Origin of the sequence: Variovorax sp. VNK109 (assembly GCF_049445855.1) — a bacterium.
Classification (GTDB): domain Bacteria; phylum Pseudomonadota; class Gammaproteobacteria; order Burkholderiales; family Burkholderiaceae_C; genus JAGOCV01.
Genome location: NZ_JBMSDV010000005.1, coordinates 289,875 through 312,317 on the forward strand (window position 1 = coordinate 289,875; position 22,443 = coordinate 312,317).

21 protein-coding genes and 1 tRNA gene are annotated in these 22,443 nt (G+C 65.4%); 10 read left to right on the forward strand and 12 right to left on the reverse strand.

The window, feature by feature from the left end:
• The first annotated feature begins 17 nt into the window (after nt 1-17).
• Entirely contained in the window at nt 18-2,276 is a 2,259-nt protein-coding gene (gene yccS / locus ACO2Q9_RS17780) for a YccS family putative transporter (RefSeq protein ID WP_423313206.1), read from the forward strand.
• An 18-nt stretch (nt 2,277-2,294) separates the two neighbouring features.
• Here yccS and ACO2Q9_RS17785 read toward each other — a convergent pair whose 3' ends face one another.
• Nucleotides 2,295-3,398 (reverse strand): hypothetical protein, encoded by a 1,104-nt coding sequence (locus ACO2Q9_RS17785; protein WP_423313208.1) that lies wholly within the window; start codon nt 3,396-3,398, stop codon nt 2,295-2,297.
• Nucleotides 3,399-3,510: 112 nt separating this feature from the next.
• Between ACO2Q9_RS17785 and ACO2Q9_RS17790 the strand changes: the two genes are divergently transcribed.
• Nucleotides 3,511-4,668 (forward strand): alpha-hydroxy acid oxidase, encoded by a 1,158-nt coding sequence (locus ACO2Q9_RS17790; RefSeq protein ID WP_423313210.1) that lies wholly within the window; start codon nt 3,511-3,513, stop codon nt 4,666-4,668.
• 65 nt (nt 4,669-4,733) lie between these two features.
• Here the strand turns inward: ACO2Q9_RS17790 and ACO2Q9_RS17795 are convergent, their stop codons facing one another.
• Nucleotides 4,734-5,105, reverse strand: coding sequence for a DUF4148 domain-containing protein (locus ACO2Q9_RS17795; RefSeq protein WP_423313212.1), 372 nt, complete (start codon nt 5,103-5,105; stop codon nt 4,734-4,736).
• A 339-nt stretch (nt 5,106-5,444) separates the two neighbouring features.
• On the opposite strand from ACO2Q9_RS17795, the gene ACO2Q9_RS17800 reads away from it, so the two are divergent.
• Nucleotides 5,445-6,656 carry a Y-family DNA polymerase gene (locus ACO2Q9_RS17800; RefSeq protein WP_423313214.1) on the forward strand — a complete coding sequence of 404 codons (1,212 nt, stop codon included), beginning with the start codon at nt 5,445-5,447 and terminating at the stop codon, nt 6,654-6,656.
• Nucleotides 6,657-6,665: 9 nt separating this feature from the next.
• Here the strand turns inward: ACO2Q9_RS17800 and ACO2Q9_RS17805 are convergent, their stop codons facing one another.
• The 5 genes from ACO2Q9_RS17805 to yaaA form a co-directional block, all read right to left on the reverse strand.
• Entirely contained in the window at nt 6,666-8,834 is a 2,169-nt protein-coding gene (locus ACO2Q9_RS17805; protein ID WP_423313216.1) for a GAF domain-containing protein, read from the reverse strand.
• The gene (locus tag ACO2Q9_RS17810; RefSeq protein WP_423313218.1) at nt 8,831-9,433 is read right to left on the reverse strand and encodes a biliverdin-producing heme oxygenase; all 603 of its coding nucleotides are present in this window, start codon (nt 9,431-9,433) and stop codon (nt 8,831-8,833) included. Before ACO2Q9_RS17810 ends, ACO2Q9_RS17805 begins: the two co-directional genes overlap by 4 nt.
• A 64-nt stretch (nt 9,434-9,497) precedes the next feature.
• Nucleotides 9,498-10,349: an NADPH-dependent 7-cyano-7-deazaguanine reductase QueF gene (gene queF, locus ACO2Q9_RS17815; protein WP_423313220.1), complete on the reverse strand. Its 852-nt coding sequence runs from the start codon at nt 10,347-10,349 to the stop codon at nt 9,498-9,500.
• Nucleotides 10,346-11,200 carry a 2OG-Fe(II) oxygenase gene (locus ACO2Q9_RS17820; RefSeq protein ID WP_423313222.1) on the reverse strand — a complete coding sequence of 285 codons (855 nt, stop codon included), beginning with the start codon at nt 11,198-11,200 and terminating at the stop codon, nt 10,346-10,348. The genes queF and ACO2Q9_RS17820 overlap by 4 nt, the downstream gene beginning before the upstream one ends.
• Before the next feature lie 15 nt (nt 11,201-11,215).
• Nucleotides 11,216-11,989, reverse strand: coding sequence for a peroxide stress protein YaaA (gene yaaA, locus ACO2Q9_RS17825; RefSeq protein ID WP_423313224.1), 774 nt, complete (start codon nt 11,987-11,989; stop codon nt 11,216-11,218).
• Nucleotides 11,990-12,146: 157 nt separating this feature from the next.
• Between yaaA and ACO2Q9_RS17830 the strand changes: the two genes are divergently transcribed.
• From ACO2Q9_RS17830 to galU, 5 genes are all read left to right on the forward strand, one after another.
• A complete protein-coding gene (locus ACO2Q9_RS17830; RefSeq protein WP_423313226.1) occupies nt 12,147-12,794 on the forward strand; it encodes a VOC family protein in 648 nt (215 codons plus the stop codon).
• Complete coding sequence (locus ACO2Q9_RS17835; protein ID WP_423313228.1) at nt 12,791-14,500, forward strand: FAD-dependent oxidoreductase; 1,710 nt, start codon at nt 12,791-12,793, stop codon at nt 14,498-14,500. The genes ACO2Q9_RS17830 and ACO2Q9_RS17835 overlap by 4 nt, the downstream gene beginning before the upstream one ends.
• Nucleotides 14,497-14,757 carry a DUF2783 domain-containing protein gene (locus ACO2Q9_RS17840; RefSeq protein ID WP_423313230.1) on the forward strand — a complete coding sequence of 87 codons (261 nt, stop codon included), beginning with the start codon at nt 14,497-14,499 and terminating at the stop codon, nt 14,755-14,757. Before ACO2Q9_RS17835 ends, ACO2Q9_RS17840 begins: the two co-directional genes overlap by 4 nt.
• A 94-nt stretch (nt 14,758-14,851) precedes the next feature.
• Nucleotides 14,852-17,824, forward strand: coding sequence for a valine--tRNA ligase (locus ACO2Q9_RS17845; protein ID WP_423313232.1), 2,973 nt, complete (start codon nt 14,852-14,854; stop codon nt 17,822-17,824).
• A 77-nt stretch (nt 17,825-17,901) separates the two neighbouring features.
• Nucleotides 17,902-18,792 carry a UTP--glucose-1-phosphate uridylyltransferase GalU gene (galU, locus tag ACO2Q9_RS17850; protein WP_423313234.1) on the forward strand — a complete coding sequence of 297 codons (891 nt, stop codon included), beginning with the start codon at nt 17,902-17,904 and terminating at the stop codon, nt 18,790-18,792.
• A gap of 64 nt (nt 18,793-18,856) precedes the next feature.
• Here the strand turns inward: galU and ACO2Q9_RS17855 are convergent, their stop codons facing one another.
• Genes ACO2Q9_RS17855 through cysM form a run of 3 tightly spaced genes read right to left on the reverse strand, consistent with a single transcriptional unit; the run spans nt 18,857 to nt 20,592 of the window.
• The gene (locus ACO2Q9_RS17855) at nt 18,857-19,084 is read right to left on the reverse strand and encodes a sulfurtransferase TusA family protein (protein ID WP_423313236.1); all 228 of its coding nucleotides are present in this window, start codon (nt 19,082-19,084) and stop codon (nt 18,857-18,859) included.
• A 54-nt stretch (nt 19,085-19,138) separates the two neighbouring features.
• Complete coding sequence (locus ACO2Q9_RS17860; RefSeq protein ID WP_423313237.1) at nt 19,139-19,669, reverse strand: NUDIX domain-containing protein; 531 nt, start codon at nt 19,667-19,669, stop codon at nt 19,139-19,141.
• 20 nt (nt 19,670-19,689) lie between these two features.
• Nucleotides 19,690-20,592 (reverse strand): cysteine synthase CysM, encoded by a 903-nt coding sequence (gene cysM, locus ACO2Q9_RS17865; protein WP_423313238.1) that lies wholly within the window; start codon nt 20,590-20,592, stop codon nt 19,690-19,692.
• Nucleotides 20,593-20,633: 41 nt separating this feature from the next.
• On the opposite strand from cysM, the gene ACO2Q9_RS17870 reads away from it, so the two are divergent.
• Nucleotides 20,634-20,718 (forward strand) — tRNA-Leu (locus tag ACO2Q9_RS17870).
• Nucleotides 20,719-20,850: 132 nt separating this feature from the next.
• Entirely contained in the window at nt 20,851-21,558 is a 708-nt protein-coding gene (locus ACO2Q9_RS17875; RefSeq protein ID WP_423313239.1) for a Crp/Fnr family transcriptional regulator, read from the forward strand.
• On the opposite strand, the gene ACO2Q9_RS17880 is transcribed toward ACO2Q9_RS17875, so the two are convergent.
• Nucleotides 21,538-21,948, reverse strand: a complete 411-nt coding sequence (locus tag ACO2Q9_RS17880) for a RidA family protein (protein ID WP_423313241.1) — start codon at nt 21,946-21,948, stop codon at nt 21,538-21,540. The two genes, ACO2Q9_RS17875 and ACO2Q9_RS17880, sit on opposite strands and share 21 nt — an antisense overlap.
• Nucleotides 21,945-22,352 carry a RidA family protein gene (locus ACO2Q9_RS17885; protein ID WP_423313243.1) on the reverse strand — a complete coding sequence of 136 codons (408 nt, stop codon included), beginning with the start codon at nt 22,350-22,352 and terminating at the stop codon, nt 21,945-21,947. The genes ACO2Q9_RS17880 and ACO2Q9_RS17885 overlap by 4 nt, the downstream gene beginning before the upstream one ends.
• Between the last annotated feature and the right edge of the window lie 91 nt (nt 22,353-22,443).

Sequence of the window (22,443 nt, forward strand, 5' to 3'; positions counted from 1 at the left end):
GGGTGACAATGAGGGCGATGCCGGCATCGCCTCCTGTCACCCATCCTTCTTCCGTGCGCCAACTCCTGGGCCGCCTCTGGGCGCTCTCGGCCTTCGCCTACAGCCTGCGCGTCTTCATTGCACTCACGGCCATCATGGCGGTGTGCTGGCACACGGGCGAGATGGCGTGGCTGATGCCGCTGTTCCTGGGGGCCATCGCCAGCGCCATCTCCGAAACCGACGATGGCTGGCGCGGCCGGCTGCGCGCCGTCGGTGTCACGCTGGTGTGTTTCGCCGCGGCCGCCTTCTCGGTGCAATGGCTCATGCCGCACGTGCCGCTGTTCGCACTGGGGCTCGTTGCCTCGACACTGTTCTTCGTCATGCTCGGTGCCGTCGGGCCGCGCTACCAGGCCATGGGCTATGCAACGCTCATCCTCTCCATCTACACCGCCATCTCCATGGAGCAGCATGCCCTGCGCGGCAACGAACCGCTGTGGATCGAGCCCGTGCTGCTCGTCGCCGGTGCCGCCTGGTATGGACTGCTGTCGGTGCTGTGGGCGTCGATGTTCGTGCACCAGCCCGTGCAGCAGGCGCTGGCGAGGTTGTACCTGCTGCTGGGTGACTACCTCCATGTGAAGGCATCGCTGCTCGAACCGGTGCGCGGCCTCGACGTCGAGCGGCGGCGCCTTTCGCTCGCGCAGATCAACGGCAACGTCGTGCGCGAACTCAACTTCGTGAAGGAAAGCCTTTTCTCGCGGCTGCGCGCCACACGCAACCCACGTACCAGCCGCTACCTGCGCCTGTACTTCCTCGCACAGGACATCCATGAACGCGCCAGCTCTTCGCACTATGCCTACGACGAACTGACCGAGGCGTTCTTCCACAGCGATGCGCTGTTCCGCGCGCAGCGGGCACTGCGGATTTCGGGCGACGACTGCGGCCAGCTGGCCGAGGCGATCCGCCTGCGTGTTCCCTTCGTGAAAAGCGCAGCGGGCGAGCAGGCCATGGAAGACTTCCGGGCGTCCATCGCCTGGCTCATGCGCGAGCCTGCCGATGCGCAGCGCAGCCAGATGATCGACACCCTGCGTGCGCTGGCCAAGAACCTGTCGCGGCTGGACGCGCAGATCGCCATCGCCAGCCGGCCACCGGCCGACACACCTGCCGCCACGGTGCAGACCGATCAGAGCCTGCTCGACCGCTCGCCGCGCAATGCGCGCGAAGCGTGGGACCGCGTGCGGCTGCAACTGAATTCCGGCGCACCGCTGTTCCGCCACGCCGTCCGGCTGTCGATCGCGCTGCTCGCGGGCTATCTCCTCATCCACAGCTTTCCATCACCGCAGGGCTACTGGATCCTGCTGACCACGCTGTTCGTCTGCCAGCCCGGATATGGTGCGACACGCCGGCGCGTGACCGAGCGGGTGACGGGCACCTTCGCTGGCCTGGTCATCGGCTGGGCGGTGCTCGAACTGTTCCCCGAGCCGCTCATCCAGGCCGCGTTCGCAGTGTTCGCGGGCGTGGTGTTCTTCGCGTTGCGACAGGTGCGCTATGCGCTCGCCACCGCGGCAATGACCTTGCTCGTGCTGCTCGCCGCCAACCAGGTGACCGACGGCTACGAACTCATCATCCCCCGCATGGTGGACACCTTGCTGGGCAGCGTGATTGCGAGCATCGCGGTGTTTGCCATCCTGCCCGACTGGCAGAGCCGGCGCATGCACGAGGTCGCTGCACGGGCGCTGGCCGCCAACCGCGACTACCTGCGCGCATTGCTCACGCAGTACCGCGACGGTCCGCGCGACGACCTGCCCTTCCGCCTGGCGCGTCGCAACGCGCACAACGCCGATGCCGCGCTGTCGGCCGCCATCGCAGGCATGCTGCGCGAGCCTGGTTTCCTCAAGCGCGAAGGGGACGACAGCGTGCGGCTGCTGGTGCTCTCGCACACCGTGCTCGCCTACCTCTCGGGCCTGGGTGCCCACCGCGACAAGCTCCCCGGAGGCGAGATGCGGGACCTCGCGCTTGCCGCCGGGCAAGCCATCAGCGACGAGCTCGACGCCATCGCGCAACCGCTGGCGCGCGGACAGGCCCCGATACCGCTGACACCCGATCAGGAAGCCGAAGGCCGCGCCCTGCTGGCACAACTCAGGCAGGACAACCCCACAGCGCCAGAGTCGCAGCGACTGATGCTGACGCAGTTGTCGTTGCTGGCACGGCAGATGCCGCTGGTCAGGCGCTCGGCGACGAGCGTGGCACCGGATGCACCCCATGCAGCGGTGGCAGCGGTGCCGCAGTCGCCGTCCTGAGCCGGTTGGCGTCCGGGCTCAGGAGCCTGCCACTGCGTCGATCGCGCGCGCCAGCACATCGCAAAGCACGTCGAGCTCCGCCTCATCGACGCCGGTGAGTTCAAGTCCGATCGACCCCTGCGCCACGCGGTGCGGAGCGACCGCCACAGCAGGATCACCCTCGCGCAGCCGGCACACCAGCGCCGCGGCATCGCCCGGCACGCGCAGCCACAGCCGCTCGAAGCCGTTGCCCAGCGGGTCCGGCGCCCGCTCGACCTGCACGCCGGGCCACCGGGCTGCGGTCGCAGCCACATGGTCCACCTTGCGCTGTTCGCCGGCCTGCCATTGCAGCGCATCCATCCCGTCACGGGCGTCGATCGCCGCCAGCACGCCCGCGATGGCTTCCTTGCTCGGCTTCATCGCGCGGCCGATGCCGCCGTGCTGCGCGTCCACCGCGCGTACCAGTGCCGCATCGCCCACCACGAGACCGGCCGTCGGCGCACGCAGGTACTTCTGCGCGCTCAACACGACCAGGCCAGCGCCGGACGCCACCAGTTCGCGGACCCGCCAGTCCTGCGCCGCGCCGTCGAGTATCAGGGGCACCCCCGCAGCGACAGCGACCGCATGCAGCGCGCGCGTGAGGGCCTGCCCGGAGCCAGCCGCCAGATGCGACTCCACCGCCAGCACAGCCGCGGTCTGTGCATCCTGCGCTTCATGTTTTGCGTGCGCCACCGAGTCGCATGCGACGGGCAAGGCTCCCGCGAGCCGGATAGCCTGCGTGAGTCGCTGTCCGTAGTTCACGTCGTGCGCAGACAGGAGCACGACGCGCCGCCGCAGCCCCGTGGTGTCCGGCAGCCGCGCGATCAATGCCGCGTCTTCGCCCGTCATGCATGCCGCCACGGCCAACGTCAGGCCGGCAGCACTGCTGTGGGTGACGCAACCAGTCTGCGCGCCGCTCCATGCCGCGAGGCGCTCACCGGCCACGGCCTGCAGTTCGCCCATCACCACATGGCGGCGCAGCATCGAGGCGACGGCCTCTGCCACGGCTTCATCGCTGCGCGACACGCCGAACGGCGTGGCTGTGCCCCAGGCGTTGATGACGCGTCGCAACGTGCAGGAGGACGGGATGCTTGCGGGAGGCATGAGGAAAATTCTGCCACCATCTCCCGACGTGCAAATTTCTTCAGCCCGGCGGCCCGGCAAAGCCGCTAGGATTCGTGGTTGCACAAAAACAGTACCCGAGGGGCTTCGCCACATGCCAGTGATCACCACCATCGAGGACCTGCGCGTCCTCGCGAAGAAGCGCGTTCCGCGCATGTTCTACGACTACGCCGACTCCGGCTCGTGGACCGAGGGCACCTACCGCGCCAATGAAGCCGACTTCCAGAAGATCCTGCTGCGCCAGCGCGTGGCCGTGAACATGGAAGGCCGCAGCACCCGAACGACAATGCTGGGCCAGGACGTGGCGATGCCCGTCGCCATCGCGCCCACGGGCATGACCGGCATGCAGCATGCCGACGGTGAAATCCTGGCCGCGCGCGCCGCGAAGAAGTTCGGCATCCCGTTCACGCTGTCCACCATGAGCATCTGCTCCATCGAGGACGTGGCTGCCGGCACCGACAACCATCCGTTCTGGTTCCAGCTGTACGTGATGCGCGACCGCGATTTCATCGAGCGCCTGATCGACCGCGCCAAGGCCGCGAACTGTTCGGCGCTGGTCCTCACGCTGGACCTGCAGATCCTCGGCCAGCGGCACAAGGACATCAGGAACGGCCTGTCGGTGCCGCCGCGGCTCACCGTGCCGACCCTGCTCAACCTGGCCACCAAACTCGGCTGGTGCTTCGACATGCTGGGCACGAAGCGCCGCAACTTCGGCAACATCTTCGGCCACGTGAAGGGCATCGAGAACATGGGCTCGCTCGCCGAGTGGACGGCCAAGCAGTTCGACCCCGCACTCAACTGGGGTGACGTGGAATGGATCAAGAAGCGCTGGGGCGGCAAGCTCATCCTCAAAGGCATCCAGGATGTGGAGGACGCACGGCTCGCGGTCGATTCGGGTGCCGATGCACTGATCGTTTCCAATCACGGCGGCCGCCAGCTCGACGGTGCGCCTTCGTCCATCAACTCGCTGCCGTCGATCGTCGAGGCCGTCGGCCACCAGATCGAAGTGCACATGGATGGCGGCGTGCGAAGCGGTCAGGACGTGCTCAAGGCCGTGGCGCTCGGTGCGAAGGGCGTCTACATCGGCCGCAGCATGCTGTACGGCCTGGGTGCGATGGGCGAAGCGGGCGTGACACGCGCACTCGAGGTGATCCACAAGGAACTGGACCTCACCATGGCGTTCTGCGGTCGCACCGATATCAATACGGTGGACAAGAGCATCCTGTTGCCGGGCACGTACCCGCTACCCTGAATCCCAGCAAACAAAAAAGGCCCCAAGGGGCCTTTTTTTTCTGGGGGCCGCTTGCGGGCCGTGGTTCAGTATGCCGATTGCGACGGCGTGCCAGCCAGCGTGGTGCTGGTCACCACATGACCGGCGTTCGCAGCCAGATAGGCCGAGCCACTGTCTTCACCGTTCAGCGCCGTGGTTTCGTTGCGCGCGGCGATCGCTTCAGCGCGCACGTCGGCGGCATCGCGGGTCGACTTGAACGCAGCCAGCTGGTTGTAGCGGATGGACCAGGGGTTGGCACCCTTCTGGAACTGGGCCAGTTCGGCCTGCACTTCGGCGCGGCTCTTCACGCTGTTGGCTTGCACGGCGAATTGCGAGCCGTCGGCTTCGTCGGCATGGGCGCCAACGGCACCGAAGCCAGCTGCGAGGGCGATTGCGAGGGTAGCGATATTGCGGTTCATGATGAATTCCTTTCGATCGAGCATGTGCTCATGTGTTGACGTTTCCCGGGCATGGCGGGCTTCATCGGTCCCGTCTGTCCAGCCTCGGTGAGTCGTTGTTCAGTTGCGGCTCATCGATGGGATGAACTTTAGGCCGATCCCCCCGCCGGATAAAGAAGCAAACGATGGACGAACCGTTTCGCGCGCGGAAACAGTCTCATGAACCTCATGAATACTGACAGTATTGCTATGATTTGTATAGCAAATGAATTGCTTCCCTTGAAAATCATGATGCTGTTTTCCGCAGTGCACTGCTGACAGGCGTCCTGACACGGATGAAGCACAATCCTGCGCAGCCTCATGCCCAGCCCCGCGAAAGCACCGATCCGCCGCATTGCCCATCTGGACATGGACGCGTTCTACGCGTCCGTCGAGCTGCTGCGCTTTCCGCAACTGAAGGGGCTGCCCGTCGTCATCGGCGGCGGGCGGCGGCGAGCGGACGGCGTGCTCCAAGCCGGTGCCGACCTGCCGGTAGACCAGTTCCCGCGCCTCAAGGACTACGTGGGCCGCGGCGTCATCACCACAGCCACCTATGCAGCGCGGCAGTTCGGGGTGGGCTCGGCCATGGGTCTCATGAAAGCGGCAAAGCTCTGCCCCGACGCGATCCTGCTGCCGGTGGACTTCGAGGAAGTGCGACGCTATTCGCGCACATTCAAGGGCATCATCTCCGACATTGCACCCGTCATGCAGGACCGTGGGGTGGACGAGGTCTACATCGACTTCACCGACGTACCCGGGGGTCAGCGTGAAGGCGGGCGCGTGCTGGCGCGGCTCATCCAGAAAAGCATTTTCGAGGCGACCGGCCTCACTTGCTCCATCGGCGTTGCGCCCAACAAGCTCATCGCCAAGATGGCCAGCGAGTTCAACAAGCCCAACGGCATTTCCATCGTGCACGAGGGCGACTTCGAGCGGCTCGTGTGGCCGCTGCCCTGCCGCAAGATCAACGGCATCGGGCCCAAGGCCGATGCGAAGCTGAAGGCGATGGAGATCGGGACCATCGGTGATCTGGCCGCGAAGCCCCGCGAGTGGCTGGTGGAGCGATTCGGCAAGGCGTACGGGGCCTGGTTGCACGACGCATCGCACGGCCGGGATGACCGTCCGGTGGTCACCGAAAGCGAGCCCGTGTCCATGAGCCGCGAGACCACCTTCGACCGCGACCTGCACGCGGTGCGCGACAAAACCGAACTCGGGGCCATCTTCACGCGACTGTGTGAGAAGGTGGCCGAAGACCTGCAGCGCAAGGGCTACGAGGGCAAGACCATCGGCGTGAAGCTGCGCTACGACAATTTCAGGATTGCCACGCGCGACCAGACGATCGACGCCCATACCTCGGACGCTGCAACCATCCGCCGGATCGGCGGGCTGTGCCTCAAGCGCGTGCCACTCGACCAGCGCCTGCGGCTGCTGGGCGTGCGCGTGAGCGCGCTCAGGCGCGTCGGGAGCGGCGATGAGCCGGGACCGAAACCTGCCGCACAGGCCGGCCGCGACAACCTCACCGGTGAACTGTTCTGAACGCCGGCCCTAGCGGCCGCTGCCCTGCTGCTGCAGCGGCAGGCGGACGGAGAACACCACATACGGGTCGGCGTAGGTGTAGCTGATGTCGCCGCCGTGCCCCCGCGCGATGTGCTGCGCGATGTAGAGACCGAGGCCCAGGCCTGTATTGACCTTGTTCGGCTGTACGCGGAACGGGTCGAAGAGCGACTGCCCGTCGTGCGTGTCGATCGCTTCGCCCATATTGCTCACCTCCAGCGTGACGCTGTCGCCCCACTGGTTCAGCTGCACGAGCACCGCCTCGCCATGCGCGCCGTACTGGCGCGCATTGGCGAGCAGCGTGTCCAGCACCTGGCACAGGCGTTCGGCATCGCCTTCCATCATCAGGCTGCGCGGGATCTCGCGGATGGTGCGCACGCCAGGATGCGCGGCTTCCACGCGGTCGATGATGTCATTGGCCAGCTGCGCGAGGTCCAGTGGCGCCATCCGCAGGGCAAGACCCGAGCCGGTCTGCAGTCGCGAAGCATCGAGCACGCTCGCCACGAGACGCTGCAGGCGACTGGCGCTCTGCGCGTCCTCCGCGGGACTGCCGGACACCGCCTGGTCGCTGTTCATGCCCTGACCGAGCATGGACAGCAGGTGGGCACGGGCGCGCTCCACGTCCACCGTGCGTGCCGCATAGGCGCGCAGCAGTTCCGTGAGCAGGCCGTTGGCGATCCCCCGGTCCACCTCGCCCCAGGGTTCGGCGCTGCCCCGCACGGTTTCCCTCCACACGTCGAACGAGCCGCGCGGCGTGAGGCGCGGGCCCATCGGGCCATGCGTGTATTCCTTTTCGGGCCGGCCGCCCCATGCGATGGTCTCGATCTGCTCGAGGCGCAGGAACACCAGCCAGCCTTGGTGCGTGGCCGCGACGCGCAGTGCGAGGAAGCCGCACCACTTGCCCATCAGCTCGCGCAGTTCCTCGGGCAGGTCGCCCGCGCGGTCGCCGCTCACCAACTGCATCGAAGGGTCGGTGGTCTCGAGCCATCGCACCAGCGCGCGCGCGGCATTCTGCGCCAGATCACCCCAGACGAACAGGCGTCCACGCTCGGCCAGAAACAGCGCACCGGCATTCATGGTGCCCGCCATGTCGGCCGCATAGGGCGCGAGCGCGAAGATGCCTTCGTCCTTGTGCAGGAGCGCTTCCAGCGCGCGCGTGCGTACGGCGGCGGCGACTTCGGTGCGCTGCGCCTCGGTGCGGGCGATTTCCCCCTGCACCTTGGCTGCAAGCACCTGCGCCAGCACGTCGCAGGCCGAGCGCACCGTGTGGGGCACAAAGCGCGGCGTCATGTGATGGCAGGCCAGCATGCCCCAGAGCTTGCCGTTGATGACGACGGAAATGCTCATGGAAGCCGCCACACCCATGTTCTGCAGGTATTCGATATGGATGGGCGAGACGCTGCGCAGCACGCAGTAGCTCATGTCCAGCGGCTCCGCGGCCTCAGGACCCGCGCCGCCGGCAACCCCCGTCTCCACGGGCACGGTTTCGCTGTTCACATCGACGATGTAGCGCAGCGTGTTGAGCACGTAAAGCCGGCGGGCCTGCGCAGGAATATCACTGGCCGGATAACGGCGACCGATGAACGGCTCCAGCGCGTCGGTGACCGCTTCGGCCACCACGTCGCCGCTGTCGTCGTGGCGGAAGCGGTAGGCCATGACGCGGTCGAAGCCGGTGAGTGCGCGCACCTCTTCCACCGCAGCCTGCAACAGGCTGTCTTCTCCGCGCAGGTGGCGAAGGCGGGCGAGCGCGCGATGGCCCTGGAAGGCATGGTCACCAAAGGAGGACACCACCTCCAGCGGCTCGAGTTCGAGCACGACGCGGCGGCCAATGCGATGTCCCACGAGCTCCAGCGTCTTGCCGCCGATGGTGGCTTCCATCGCGAACGGCTGGGCGTCGAGTGTGCGGTTCTCCAGGCACTTGCGGATGGCCAGCAGCATTTCGGGCTGCTCGCCGAAGCAGGTCTGTGCCAGCTTCTGGCCCAGCACGGGCGCCTGCCCGCCCAGCAGCTGCGTCACATTCGCGCTGCGGTGCGTGACCAGCCCGTCCATGCTGAATGCGACCAGCGCGCCATGCGACTGGATCCTGCCCGGGATGTGGATGGGCTCGCGTTCGCAGTTGTCGAGGTTGACGGGGGCGGCAGATTCCACGGGTTCGTTCATGTGGGGGAGAGTCTTTCTTTGCTCCGGTGAAGCTCGATGATGGTGGCGAAAGCCCAGCGCGCGCCGTCGCACGCGAGGGCGATGTCCTGGGGAGTGTCTGCGTGGGCCTTCAACGCCTCGAGGAAGGACCGCCAGTGCGCGCCCGTTTCAGGCCCACGCCCCTGCAGGTAGGCCAGCGAAAGCGGTGCGAGCGAGGCGGCAAGGCGCTTGTAGAGGACCTGGCCCCCCAGTTGCGACCCCTCCACCACATAGGCCACGCCATGGCAGAAGGCCGGGTTGCGGTCCGGCAGTGCGGCCGTCGAAGCGCCGGCCACGGCAGTCACTGCCATGTCCGGGTCCACACCCGCTTCCTGCAGATCTTCCAGTGCGGCCGCCAGGTATTCCTGTCCCCAGCCCGCCAACTCCAGCGCCGGCTGGATGCGCCGCAGCCACAGGGCCAGCGCCTGCAGGTGCATCACGTAGTCCGCACGCCCCGGCGATGTCTTGGCCAGCGGGACATGGCTGTCCAGCCATTCATGCTGCGCCGAGGTGGCCGTCCGCAGGGCGTGCAACACGCCGGCGGATGCAGGTGGGGACGTGTCGGTGGGGGCTGTACTCATGGTCGGCGACCATCATAGGTGGGGGTCACGACCCCACCCAATGTCATTTGACATACCCCTGCGATCACTGCCGGGCTGTCCTGACGTTCGCCGGCAATGCCGAAGGATGGCTGGTGCGGAACGGGTTGATGTCCAGCCCGCCGCGCCGCGTGTAACGCGCATAGACCGCCAGCTTGACGGGTCTGCAGCGCGTCCACACGTCCATGAAGATGCGCTCCACACACTGCTCGTGGAATTCGTTGTGGTTGCGGAAGCTGACGAGATACCGCAGCAGGCCCGCCTGGTCGATCTGCGGACCGCTGTAGCGGATCTGCACGCTGCCCCAGTCGGGCTGCCCGGTCACGAGGCAGTTGCTCTTGAGCAGGTTGGAGACCAGCGTTTCTTCCACCGGCTGCTCGGCGAATTCCGCAGTGAGCAATTCGGGCGCGGGCGTGTAGCGGTCGCAGTCGATGTCCAGCCGGTCGATCAGCAGGCCGTCGAGTTCATGCACGGGCTCGCGGTCGAACACTTCGGGCAGCAGCACCTTCACGCCCACCGAAGACTGCATCGGCCCACCGTGCCACACCGCCGTACTCAGGTCGGCACGCAGGCGGGCCTGTACTTCCGCCGAGTCGGCAAAGCGCGTGTTGTTGAAGCTGTTGAGATAGAGCTTGAACGACTTGCTCTCCACGATGTGCGTGCTTTCGCACGGCACGGTGATGTGGGCCAGCGCCACCTGCGGCTTGCCGCGCAGCGTGAGCCACGACAGCTCGAACGCGGTCCACATGTCGGCCCCGAAGAAGGGCATGCGTCCCGTGACCCCGATCTCCTCGCGCTTGGGCGCGCGCGGCAGCGGGAACAGCAGCGACGCGTCGTACCGGTCCACATAAGCGGACGCCTTGCCCAGCTGCGACAGCTCGGGCGTGTTCTCTGTCATGAAAATTCTCTTTCCCGCAACCATTTGGTGGCGATCCATTTCTCGCCCGCGATCACCGGCGCACCGCCATGCAGCGTGCGGGTGGTCGGGTGCGGACGCTCGTAGCTGAAGAAGACCGCGTTGCCGCGCACCGGCGCCACTTCCATGTGGATGTCCGGGAAGGTGGTGCCGCCGCCCTTCTCGGGCTCGCGCAGGTACATGACGAGCGTGGCCACGCGCTGGCCACCGCGCTTGAGGATGGTCGGCGTGCCAGGTTCGGCCGGGTCGAAATAGTCGTAATGCGGCTTGTATTCGGCGCCAGGTCGGTAGTGAAGGATCTGCAGGCCCTCGCCGTTCTCCACCGGCCAGTTCACCAGCTTCGCGATGCGCTCCTCGATCCGGCGCACCACGTCAAACTCACCGCGTGTGAAGAACATGCCGCTGCTGGTGCGGTCGTCGTTCACTTCCTGGCCGCCGGTACGCGTCTCCACGGTGAGCGAGCGTGCCAGGCGCGGCTTCGCCGCCTCGATCAGCGCCTCGCATTCGTCGGCCGACAGCAGGTTGCCGAACACCACGACGCGCGGGTTGAACATGGCGTTGAGCACGTGCACACGCCGGTCGCCGGCGTCGAGATGCAGGGGCGACTCCGCCAGATCGGGCTCAGGCACCGGCACCGCCGGCGGCAGGCCGCGCTGCACAGCGTCTGCATCGAGGTGCTGTTCCAGTGTGGCCTCCAGCGCCTCGATGGCCACGTCTTCCCGCCAGCCCGAGGCCAGCATGGCCTGCAGCACCGATTGCGGCGGATGGCCGGCCTGTGCCTGCTCGACGATCCAGCGGCGCAGTTCGGGGGTGACGGTCTGTGCGTTGCTCATGAGGGTCAACGAAGATCAGCCCGCCCTGCGCCTGAAAACGAGCCGGTCCGGCGTCGACACGTCGGGCGCGAACGCATAGCCGTCGGCGTCGAACCCTTCGAGCTTCTTCACCGAGCCGATGCGGTTGACGATGGCGTATCGCGCCATCATGCCGCGCGCCCGCTTGGCCGGAAAGCTGATGACCTTGTACTGGCCGGACTTGTATTCCTCGAACACGCATTCGACGACACGCGCGCGCAGCACCTTGCGGTCCACCGACTTGAAATACTCCTGCGAGGCAAGGTTCACCACGACCGGCGATTTCTCTTCGGCTTGCCGCTCGTTCAAGTACGTGGCGATGCGATCGCCCCAGAACTGGTACAGGTTGCGGCCGCGCGCGGTTTCGAGCGACGTGCCCATCTCCAGCCGGTAGGGCTGCATGCGGTCCAGCGGACGCAGCACGCCGTACAGGCCGCTCAGGATGCACAGGTGTTCCTGCGCCCATTGCAATTGCGCGGGCTTGAGCGTGCGCGCCTGCAGGCCGTCGTAAACGTCGCCGTCGAAGGCGAGCGCGGCCTGCCGCGAGTTCCTTTCGGTGAAACGCGGACTGAAGGCTTCGTAGCGGGCGACATTGAGTGCCGCCAGCGGGTCGCTGATGTCCATCAACGCCGACACCTGCGCGGGTGTCTTCCTGCGCAGCACGTCGATGAGTTCGACGGATTGCCGTGTGAACAGCGGCAGCGTATGCGGTACGTCACCCAACGGGGTGTCGTAATCCAGCGACTTGGCGGGAGAGATGAGAAAAAGCATGGGAAGCCCGCATTATCGGCGCGAGCCGCGCCCAGCCTGCGCGGGAGGCCCCACACGGATGTAGGTGTAGGGGCAAGCCACGCGAAAAAGAATTACGTTATAGTAAACCGATTACGGATAGGTAAATTCCAGACCGTCCGATGACAAGGAGACTGACATGGCCGCCGTGCTCAAGGAAAACACCGTCAATGCCGCTGCGTTGCCCGCGCCCGCCAAGGTGCAGCAACTGCACCACTACGCCTACCGCGCCAGGGATGCGGAAGAGACCCGCCAGTTCTACGAGGACATCCTCGGCCTGCCGCTCTATCACATCATCCAGAGCGACTACGTGCCCAGCACGGGCGAGTACTGCCCGTACACGCACTTCTTCTTCCGCCTGCAGGACGGCTCGTTCATCGCCTTCTTCGACCTCGGCGACGACGTGGCCGCCGAGCCCTCGCCCAACACGCCCAAGTGGGTCAACCACATCTCGTTCCGCGTGGACACGGTGGAAGAGCTCGAAGCCACGAAGACGCGGCTGCTGGCCCATGGCGTCGAGGTGCTCGGCGTGACCGACCATCACATCTTCAAGAGCATCTATTTCTTCGACCCCAACGGCATCCGCCTCGAACTGACCGCGCAGCTGGCCGACGAATTCCAGATGCTGCAGGAAAGCAGGACGGCGCACGCGCGCCTGAACGAGTGGACGAAGCGCAAGGAGCAATGGCGCGCCGATCGCGCCGCCGGCAAGTCCGCCACGCCGCTCAAGCCGCAGCAGAACGACCGGCCCGAGGTCGCAGACAAGGCTTCCGGCGCGAAGTCATGAGCTACGCGCAGACCGCATTCACCAACGGCTACGAATTTTCCGAGGGCACCGGGTACACGCTACCCGAGTACCCGTTCGTGGCGCCGCCGGAGCTCAGGAGCGGCAAGGTCGGCCGGCACAAGGTCGTCGTTGTGGGCGGCGGCGTCACGGGGCTGACCATGGCCTGCGCACTGGCGCGCCTGGGCGTCGATGCCGTGCTGCTGGACGAAGACAACACCGTGGGCGTCAAGGGCGCATCGTCGCGCGGCATCTGCTACACGCAGAAGTCGCTGGAGGTCTTCCACAAGCTCGGCATCTACGAGCGCGTGAACGACAAGGGCATCCAGTGGAGCGTGGGCCGCACCTTCGCCGGCCACGACGAGGTGTATTCATTCGACCTGAAACAGAACAGCGGCTACAACCTGTCGGCCCAGCCGCCGTTCATCAACATCCAGCAGTTCTACGTCGAGGGTTATCTCGTCGAGCGCGTTGCCGAACTCGGGCATGTGGATGTGCGCTGGCTCAACCGCGTGACGAAGTTCGAGCAGAACGACGCCTTCGCCACGCTGCACGTGGAGACGCCCGAAGGCGGCTACGTCATCGAAGCGGAGCACGTGGTGGACGCCACCGGCTCGCGCAGCGCGTTCCGCCGCTGGTGCAATTCCGAGGTCACGTCCTACCAGGGTGATGACCGCTGGTGCATCGCGGACGTGCGCTTCAAGACCCGCCCGCCCACCGAGCGCCACACCTGGGTGGAAGCGCCATTCAACGAAAACCGCGCCGTCTGGCAGCACCTGATGGGTGACGACGTCTGGCGCATCGATTACCAGATGGCTCCCGACGCCGACCCGAAGTACGTCGGCCGTGAAGACGTGGTGCGCGAGCGCCTGGCGCAGCAGTTCGGCGCGGATACGCCGGTCGAGATCGTCTGGGTCGGCCCATATGTCTGCCGTACCGAATGCATCGACACCATGCGCGTGGGCCGGGTGTTCTTCATGGGCGATTCGGCGAAAGTGGTGATTCCCTTCGGTGCGCGCGGTGGCAACACCGGCATCGCCGATGCCGACAACCTCGCCTGGAAGCTCGCCGCCGTGACGCGCGGCGAGGCCGCTCCTGCCCTGCTGGACAGCTACAACGAAGAGCGCCATGAGGCTGCCCGCGAAAACGTGCGTGTGTCGGCCCGCACGGCCCGCTTCCTGCGGCCGGCCGACGGCATCGAGCGCGTATTCCGCAATGCAGCCATCGGCCTCGCGCGGCAGCACACATTCGCGCGGCAGATGGTGAATACCGGCCGCATGGCCATCGCCAACCCCTACAGCGAATCGAGTGCGTGCGAGTCCACCGGCGGGCTGCCGGTGCAAAACGTCTCCTTCGAATGGGCCAATGGCAAAGCCGGCACGGTGAACGATCTCCTGCGCTGGGCCAATGGCCGCCTGATGCTGCTGGCCTTCGGCGAACTGGACGCGACCGACATCGGTCGTATCTGTGCTCTGGCTTCGCAGGCGCCGATCGTTGCTGTGCAGGTCCTCGGCGCGAAGGACAGGCCGCAAGCGCGCGAGCATGTGCGCGACCCGCACGGCACCCTGCGCGACGCCTGCCACGTGCACGGCCACCGCTGGGCACTGGTGCGGCCCGACAGCTACATCGCCGCGACGGGCGATGCCGTCGACAGCGACGTGGTGAACGCCATTGCCAGGGCGCTCGGCGCGTCCGGAGACAACGCATGAACAGTCCGAAGTCCATCAAGTCAGCGCCGAACCTGAAGAATCCGGACGCTTTCTACGAACTGCTGCTCGATGCCCACAAGGGCCTCGACCGCGACCAGTCGGAGCTGCTCAACGCGCGGCTGATCCTGCTCATGGCCAACCAGATCGGCGACGACGCCGTGCTGGCTGCATGCATCGGTGCCGCGCGTGACGTGCCGGGCTTCCCGGCGCCGGACGGCACGCCCTCCAGCCCGCCCACCAAGGCCATGGCCGCCTGAGCCGGCAACAGGGGGCGCCGACCGGTAAAATCTGCGATTCCCCCCAACCTTTGAAGCGGCACCTCGGGGTGCCGCTTTCTGCTTTGTACACGCCATGAGCGACCAGCCCCAGCAACCCGGCCTGAACAGCCTGTCCAAATCCTTCGAACCCGCCGCCATCGAGGCCCATTGGGGCCCGACCTGGGAACAGCGGGGCTACGGCGTCGCGGGCGTACGCGGCTCGGGCCAGCCGGACGCGAAAGCACCGTCCTTCACCATCCAGTTGCCGCCGCCGAACGTGACGGGCACGCTGCACATGGGCCATGCGTTCAACCAGACGATCATGGACTCGCTCACGCGTTACCACCGCATGCGCGGCTTCAACACGCTGTGGGTGCCGGGCACCGACCACGCGGGCATTGCCACGCAGATCGTGGTGGAGCGCCAGTTGCAGGAACAGAAGGTCAGCCGCCACGACCTCGGCCGCAAGAACTTCGTGTCGAAGGTGTGGGAGTGGAAAGAGAAGTCAGGCAACACCATCACCACACAGATGCGCCGCATGGGCGACAGCGTGGACTGGAGCCGCGAGTACTTCACCATGGACGACAAGCTGTCCACGGTGGTCACCGACACCTTCGTGCGCCTGTTCGAGCAGGGCCTCATCTACCGCGGCAAGCGCCTCGTGAACTGGGACCCGCAGCTCAAGACCGCCGTGTCCGACCTCGAAGTGGAAAGCGTCGAGTCCGACGGCAAGATGCACTACATCCTTTACCCGTTCACCGATGGCCCGCAGGTCATCGAGGGCGAGGAAAAGCGCGGCATGACCATCGCCACGACGCGCCCCGAAACCATGCTGGCCGACGGCGCGCTGGCCGTGCACCCGGAAGATGACCGCTACCGCCACCTCGTGGGCAAATACGTCGACCTGCCGCTGTGCGATCGCAAGATTCCGATCATTGCGGACGATTTCGTGGACCGTGAGTTCGGCTCCGGCGTGGTGAAGATCACCGGCGCACACGACTTCAACGACTATGCCTGCGCCATGCGGCACCAGCTGCCGCTGATCACCATCTTCACGCTCGACGCGAAGATCAACGATGCGGGCCCGGCGGCCTATCGCGGCCTCGACCGCTTCGACGCGCGCAAGGCCGTGGTGGCCGACCTCGAGAAGGACGGCCTGCTGATCGACGTGAAGCCGCACAAGCTGATGCTGCCGATCTGCGCGCGCACCGGTCAGGTCGTCGAGCCGATGCTCACCGACCAGTGGTTTGTCGCCATGAGCAAGGTCAGCGAGCAGGACCCGACGGGCAAGTCGATCGCGCAGAAGGCCATCGACGCTGTTGCGAGCGGCGAAGTGCGCTTCGTGCCCGAGCAATGGGTCAACACCTACAACCAGTGGATGAACAACATCCAGGACTGGTGCATCAGCCGCCAGCTGTGGTGGGGCCACCAGATTCCGGCGTGGTACGACCCGCTAGGCAACTTCTTTGTCGCCCGCACTGAGGAAGAGGCTTACAGCAAGTACCTCAAAGCAATGAATGCCGGTTCAATTGAGTTTGGCTCGCGCGCTCCCGCTGAAGTCGCAGCAGATCATGGCTTGGAGCCACTTCGCCGCGACGAGGACGTGCTCGACACGTGGTACTCGTCCGCACTCGTGCCCTTCTCTTCGCTCGGCTGGCCGGAAAAGGTGGAAGGCGACACCGCCGACTACAACCTCTACCTCCCCTCCTCCGTGCTCGTCACGGGCTACGACATCATCTTCTTCTGGGTCGCCCGGATGATCATGATGACGACGCACTTCACCGGTCGCGTGCCGTTCAGGCACGTGTACATCCACGGCCTGGTGCGCGACGCGCAAGGCAAGAAGATGAGCAAGTCCGAAGGCAACGTGCTCGACCCGGTGGATTTGATCGACGGCATCTCGCTCGAGCCGCTGCTGGACAAGCGCACGCAGGGCCTGCGCAAACCCGAAACGGCACCCACGGTGCGCAAGAACACGCAGAAGGAATTTCCCGAGGGCATTCCTGCGTACGGCGCCGACGCGCTGCGCTTCACCTTCGCGGCGCTGGCGTCGCTGGGCCGCAGCATCAACTTCGACAGCAAGCGCTGCGAGGGCTATCGCAACTTCTGCAACAAGCTCTGGAACGCCACGCGCTTCGTGCTGATGAACTGCGAAGGCCAGGATTGCGGTCTCAAGGAACACACCAAGGAAGAGTGCCAGCCCGGCGGCGATTTCCACGGCTACATGCACTTCAGCCAGGCCGACCGCTGGATCAGCTCGGCGCTGCAGAAGACCGAAGCCGAAGTGGCCAAGGGCTTCGAGGACTACCGCCTCGACCACGTCGCCAACGCGATCTACGACTTTGTCTGGAACGAGTTCTGCGACTGGTACCTGGAAATCGCCAAGGTGCAGATCCAGACCGGCACCGAAGCCGAGCAGCGCGCCACGCGCCGCACGCTGATCCGCACGCTCGAAGCGATCCTGCGCCTCGCGCATCCGGTCATCCCCTTCATCACCGAAGAGCTGTGGCAGAAGGTCGCACCCGTCGCGGGTCTGGCCGGCGAATCGGTGAGCATCGCGCGCTATCCGCAGGCGCAACCGGAGAAGATCGACGAAGCCGCGATTGCGCACGTCGGCAAGCTCAAGGCGCTGGTGGATGCGTGCCGTAACCTGCGCGGCGAGATGAACGTGTCGCCCGCAACGAAGCTGCCGCTGTACGTGGTGGGCGATGCGGCGTTCATGCAGCAGAGCGCCGCCGTGCTGAAGGCGCTGGCCAAGCTGAGCGAAGTGAAAGTGTTCGGAAACGAAGCCGAATGGCAGGCGGCTGCGCAAGCCGCGCCCGTGGCAGTTGTCGGCGACACGCGCCTGTGCCTGCACATGGAGATCGACGTCGCCGCCGAAAAGGCCCGCCTGTCCAGGGAAGTGGCGCGGCTCGAAGGCGAGATCGCCAAGGCCAATGGCAAGCTGTCGAACGAGGCATTCGTCGCCAAGGCACCGGCGGCCGTGATCGAGCAGGAACGCAAGCGCGTGGCCGACTTCGCCGCTACAGTCGCGCGCCTGAACGACCAGCTTGTACGACTCGTCTGACAGACGCGCCCCGAGGGGGCTTGTAACATCCACGGGTCCCCTCCCTCCCCTCCCCCTCTTTACGTCTGGATGACTGAATGACGCAGAACCCTGCACGCATCCGAAAAGCCGTGTTCCCCGTGGCGGGCCTCGGCACCCGCTTCCTGCCTGCCACCAAGGCGCAGCCCAAGGAAATGCTGCCCATCGTGGACAAGCCGCTGATCCAGTACGCGGTCGAAGAAGCGTATGCGGCAGGCATCCGCCACATGATCTTCGTCACCGGCCGCAACAAGCGCGCCATTGAAGATCATTTCGACACCGCCTACGAACTCGAAACCGAACTCGAGTCGGCGCAGAAGAATGCGCTGCTCGAACTCGTTCATTCGGTGACGCCCAACGACATGAACTGCTCCTACGTGCGCCAGCCGCGCATGCTGGGCCTGGGCCACGCCGTGCTGTGTGCCGAGCACCTGGTGGGCAACGAACCCTTTGCCGTGCTACTGGCCGATGACCTGATGACCGGCCCCACGGGCGGCGACCCGGTGCTGGTGCAGATGGTCAAGGCCTTCGAGAAGCTGCAGGGCAGCATCCTGGCCGTGCAGGAAGTGCCGCTCAACCATGTGCGCCGCTATGGCATCGTGGCTGGTGCACCGGCGGGTGACCGCCTCATCAAGGTGGAACGCATGGTCGAAAAGCCCAAGCCCGAAGCAGCCCCGTCACGCATGGGCGTGGCCGGCCGCTACGTGCTCACGCCGGAAGTGTTCGCCGAGATCAGCGCGCAGCCCAAGGGCGCGGGCGGTGAAATCCAGCTCACCGACGGCATCGCCGCGCTGATGAAGAAGCAGTCTGTCTACGCTTTCCAGTACGAAGGCAAGCGCTACGACTGCGGCAGCAAGGAAGGCTTCCTGGAAGCAACCGTGGAACTGGCGCTGCAGCACACCGAAGTGGGCGACGCGTTCCGCAGCTATCTGAAGACGCTCGCGCTCTGAAAGAAAAACCCGGCAACGATAGGCCGGGTTCGTCGGGCCGGGCCTGGAGCCCGATTCGATCCGCTCAGCGGCGGCGCAGCACGTGGATGAATTCCACGCCAGCCGTCTGCTGCTCGACCAGCTCGTTGCCCGTCTGCTTGGCGAAGGCCTGGAAATCGCGGACGGAGCCGGCATCCGTGGCGACCACCTTGAGCAGCTGGCCGCTGCGCATCTCGGACAACGACTTCTTTGCCTTCAGGATGGGCAGCGGGCAGTTGAGTCCGCGGGTGTCGAGTTCCTTGTCGATGTGCATGGCAGGTTCCTTGGAATGCCCGTATTTTAAACGCCCGTGCCGCAACAGTGACAGTCAGTCACGTTTCGGGAAGTCCACAAAACTCGGCTCATGCCCGCGCGAGCGCAGCCAGTCGGCCAGCGCATAACCCGTTCCTGCAGGCCAGCATTTCACAGTTTCGGGCGTATAGAGCTGGTATTCCGCCAGTTCCGGCGAAAGTTTCACCTCGCCTTGTGCCACCGCGTGGTAGGCGATGATCACCTGGTTCATCCGCTTGAAATCGTAGGCGCCGACCAGGGACAACGAGAGCGTGTCCAGATTCGTTTCCTCCTTGATTTCGCGGGCAATGCCCTCCTGCGGCGTCTCGCCGGCCTCCATGAAGCCGGTGATCAACGCGAACATGCGGCCCGGCCAGGCGACGTTGCGCGCCAGCAGTATCTGCCCTTCATATTCGACGATGGCCGCCAGCACCGGCGTCGGGTTGTTCCAGTGCGTCCATTGGCAGGCCACACAGCGCAGCCGGCTTTTCTCGCCGCCGTCCTCCATCTGCGCCACCCATTGCAGCGGCGTGGCGCAGTTGGGACAGAAGCGGTATTCCCAAGCCATTTGCCAGAGCGATTCCAGACTCAGGCAGGAAAAACGCCGGTGGAGAGGTAGCGGTCGCCCCGGTCGCACACCACGAAGACGATCGTCGCGTTCTCGACCTGGTTGGCCACCTGCTGCGCAACCCACAGGGCGCCGGCCGCCGAAATGCCAGCGAAGATGCCTTCTTCGCGCGCGAGGCGGCGGCACATGTCTTCTGCGTCGTCCTGCGTCACGTAGACCAGTTCGTCCACGGCGGAGGGGTCATAGATCTTGGGCAGGTACTCCTGCGGCCACTTGCGGATGCCCGGAATACGCGAACCTTCGGACGGTTGCGCACCGACGATGCGGACCGCCGCGTTCTTCTCTTTCAGGAAACGCGACACGCCCGTGATGGTGCCGGTGGTGCCCATCGCGCTCACGAAATGCGTGATCCGTCCCTGGGTGTCGGCCCAGAGTTCGGGGCCGGTGGTTTCATAGTGGATGCGCGGGTTGTCCGGGTTGGCGAACTGGTCGAGCACGCGGCCCTTGCCGGCCTTGACCATGTTGTCCGCCAGATCACGCGCGTATTCCATGCCGCCGCTCTTGGGCGTGAGGATCAACTCGGCACCGAAAGCCTTCATGGTCTGTGCACGCTCGATGGACAGGTCCTCCGGCATGATCAGGACCATGCGGTAACCCTTGATCGCGGCGGCCATGGCGAGCGCGATGCCGGTGTTGCCCGACGTCGCCTCGATCAGCGTATCGCCCGGCTTGATCTCGCCCCGCTCTTCGGCGCGCTTGATCATCGACAGCGCCGGCCGGTCCTTCACCGAGCCCGCCGGATTGTTGCCCTCCAGCTTGGCCAGGATCACGTTGCCACGCTTCGCGTTTTCCCCGGCATTGATGCGCTGCAGCGCCACCAGGGGCGTCTTGCCGATGGCGTCCTCGATCGTCGGATATGTCATGGCTGCACTGTGCCATAATTTTCGGCTTCGCATCCCCAACTGCCCGGGTGGTGAAATTGGTAGACGCAGGGGACTCAAAATCCCCCGCCGCAAGGCGTGCCGGTTCGATTCCGGCCCCGGGCACCAGGCGCTCCTTCTCCAGCGCTTCTTGTTGACGTCTGGGCAATCTGAATGCCGGAAATTCCCTTGCACGCGTACGATGTGCAGAATTGGTACGCCGCTTGCATGCCCTTCGTACCGCCAGCCCGGAGTCCTGCCATGTCGTCCACAGTCGATACCGTATCGCAAGCCGCCCGGAATGCCACGTCGGAGACGTGGATACCGCGCGGTGAATATGTCGCGTACATGCTGGAGGCCGGCATCGGTGAGAAAGTCCACTATGACGCCGGGCAGTTCCTTTTTGCGCAAGGCGAGATCGACCGGCGCTTCTACATCCTGCTGTCGGGAAAGGTGCACGTCTTCAACATCAGCAACGACGGGCACGAATCGATGTTCAACATCATGGGGCCGGGAAGCGTGATTGGCGAAGCTGCCGCGCTGACCGCCCTGCCCCGTTATTCGGCCGCCCGCGTGATGGAGCCGTCCGAGTTGCTGCAGCTGAATGTCGCCCGGATGGAGGAGTACATATCGCAGAATCCGCGCTTCGCGATGTCGCTGCTGTATGTGCTCAGTCTCAAGCAACGTCTTGCCGTGGATCGGCTGCACCAGGCCGTCTACGAAGCGCCCGACCAGCGCATCCTGCGCTTCCTTGAACAGATGGCGCAGACGCACTCGGCTGAAATCGACGCCCGCAGCTCGCACATCAGCGTGCACATGACCCACGAACAGATCGGCAACATGACCAATCTCTCGCGTGTCACGGTCACACGCACGCTGCAGAAGCTCAAGCGCGCCGGCCGCATCGACCTCCTGGGTCGCACCATCCTGCTCAAGTCGCCCATGCCGTCATCGACAGCACGGCACTGAATGGTTCTTGAATGCCACGAGATCGATCTCGATCTTGAGGCCAGGCTTTGCGAGGTGCGATATCCCCGCCGTCGTTCGTGCAGGCAAGGCATCGGAGAAGTATTCGCGGAAGACACTGTTCATGGCAGCGAACTCGTTCTGCATGTCAGTCATGTAGATGGTCATGCGCAACGTGTTCTTCAGCGTGCTGCCCGCCGCTTCGACAAGGGCCTTCACGTTCTCCAGCGTCTGGCGCGTCTGGGCCTCGATGCCTTCCTCGAACTCGCCGGTCTGCGGATGCTTGCCGACCTGCCCGGAAACGAACACCAGATCGCGCCAGACGAGCGCCGGCGAGAACGGCAGGGTATGTACTGCGCCCGGCAGGGTCACGGTCCGGGGTGATTCGCTCATCGCTGGGCCCCTGCTTCGTCGTCGAGCACTGCCACCACTTCGATCTCCAGGTAAAGGCCCGGACGTGCAAGGTGCGAGACGCCCACCGTGGTACGTGCGGGTGGATTCTTCGGGAACACCTTGCGGAAGACGGCATTCATGGCCTCGAAGTCGCGGTTCATGTCGATCATGAATATGTTGACCTTGACCACATCCGACATGGTGCCGCCTGCCGTTTCGACCACGGCCCGGATGTTGTCGAACGCCTGGCGCGTCTGCGCCTCGACACCGTTGGCGATGTCACGCGTCACGGGGTCCGATCCCGTATGACCGGACACGTAGAGGTGCCGCCCGGCTACTACGCCGGGGGAGTACGGCCGGTGCGGCAACAGGCCCGTGGGGGGAATGATGATCTTGCGTTTCATGTGTGACTGCCGTGCTCTCAATCGAGCACGTATTTGGGAACGGATTGCATCAGCGCCGGCTGCGGCTCCATGATGGCGCCGGTCTCGATGT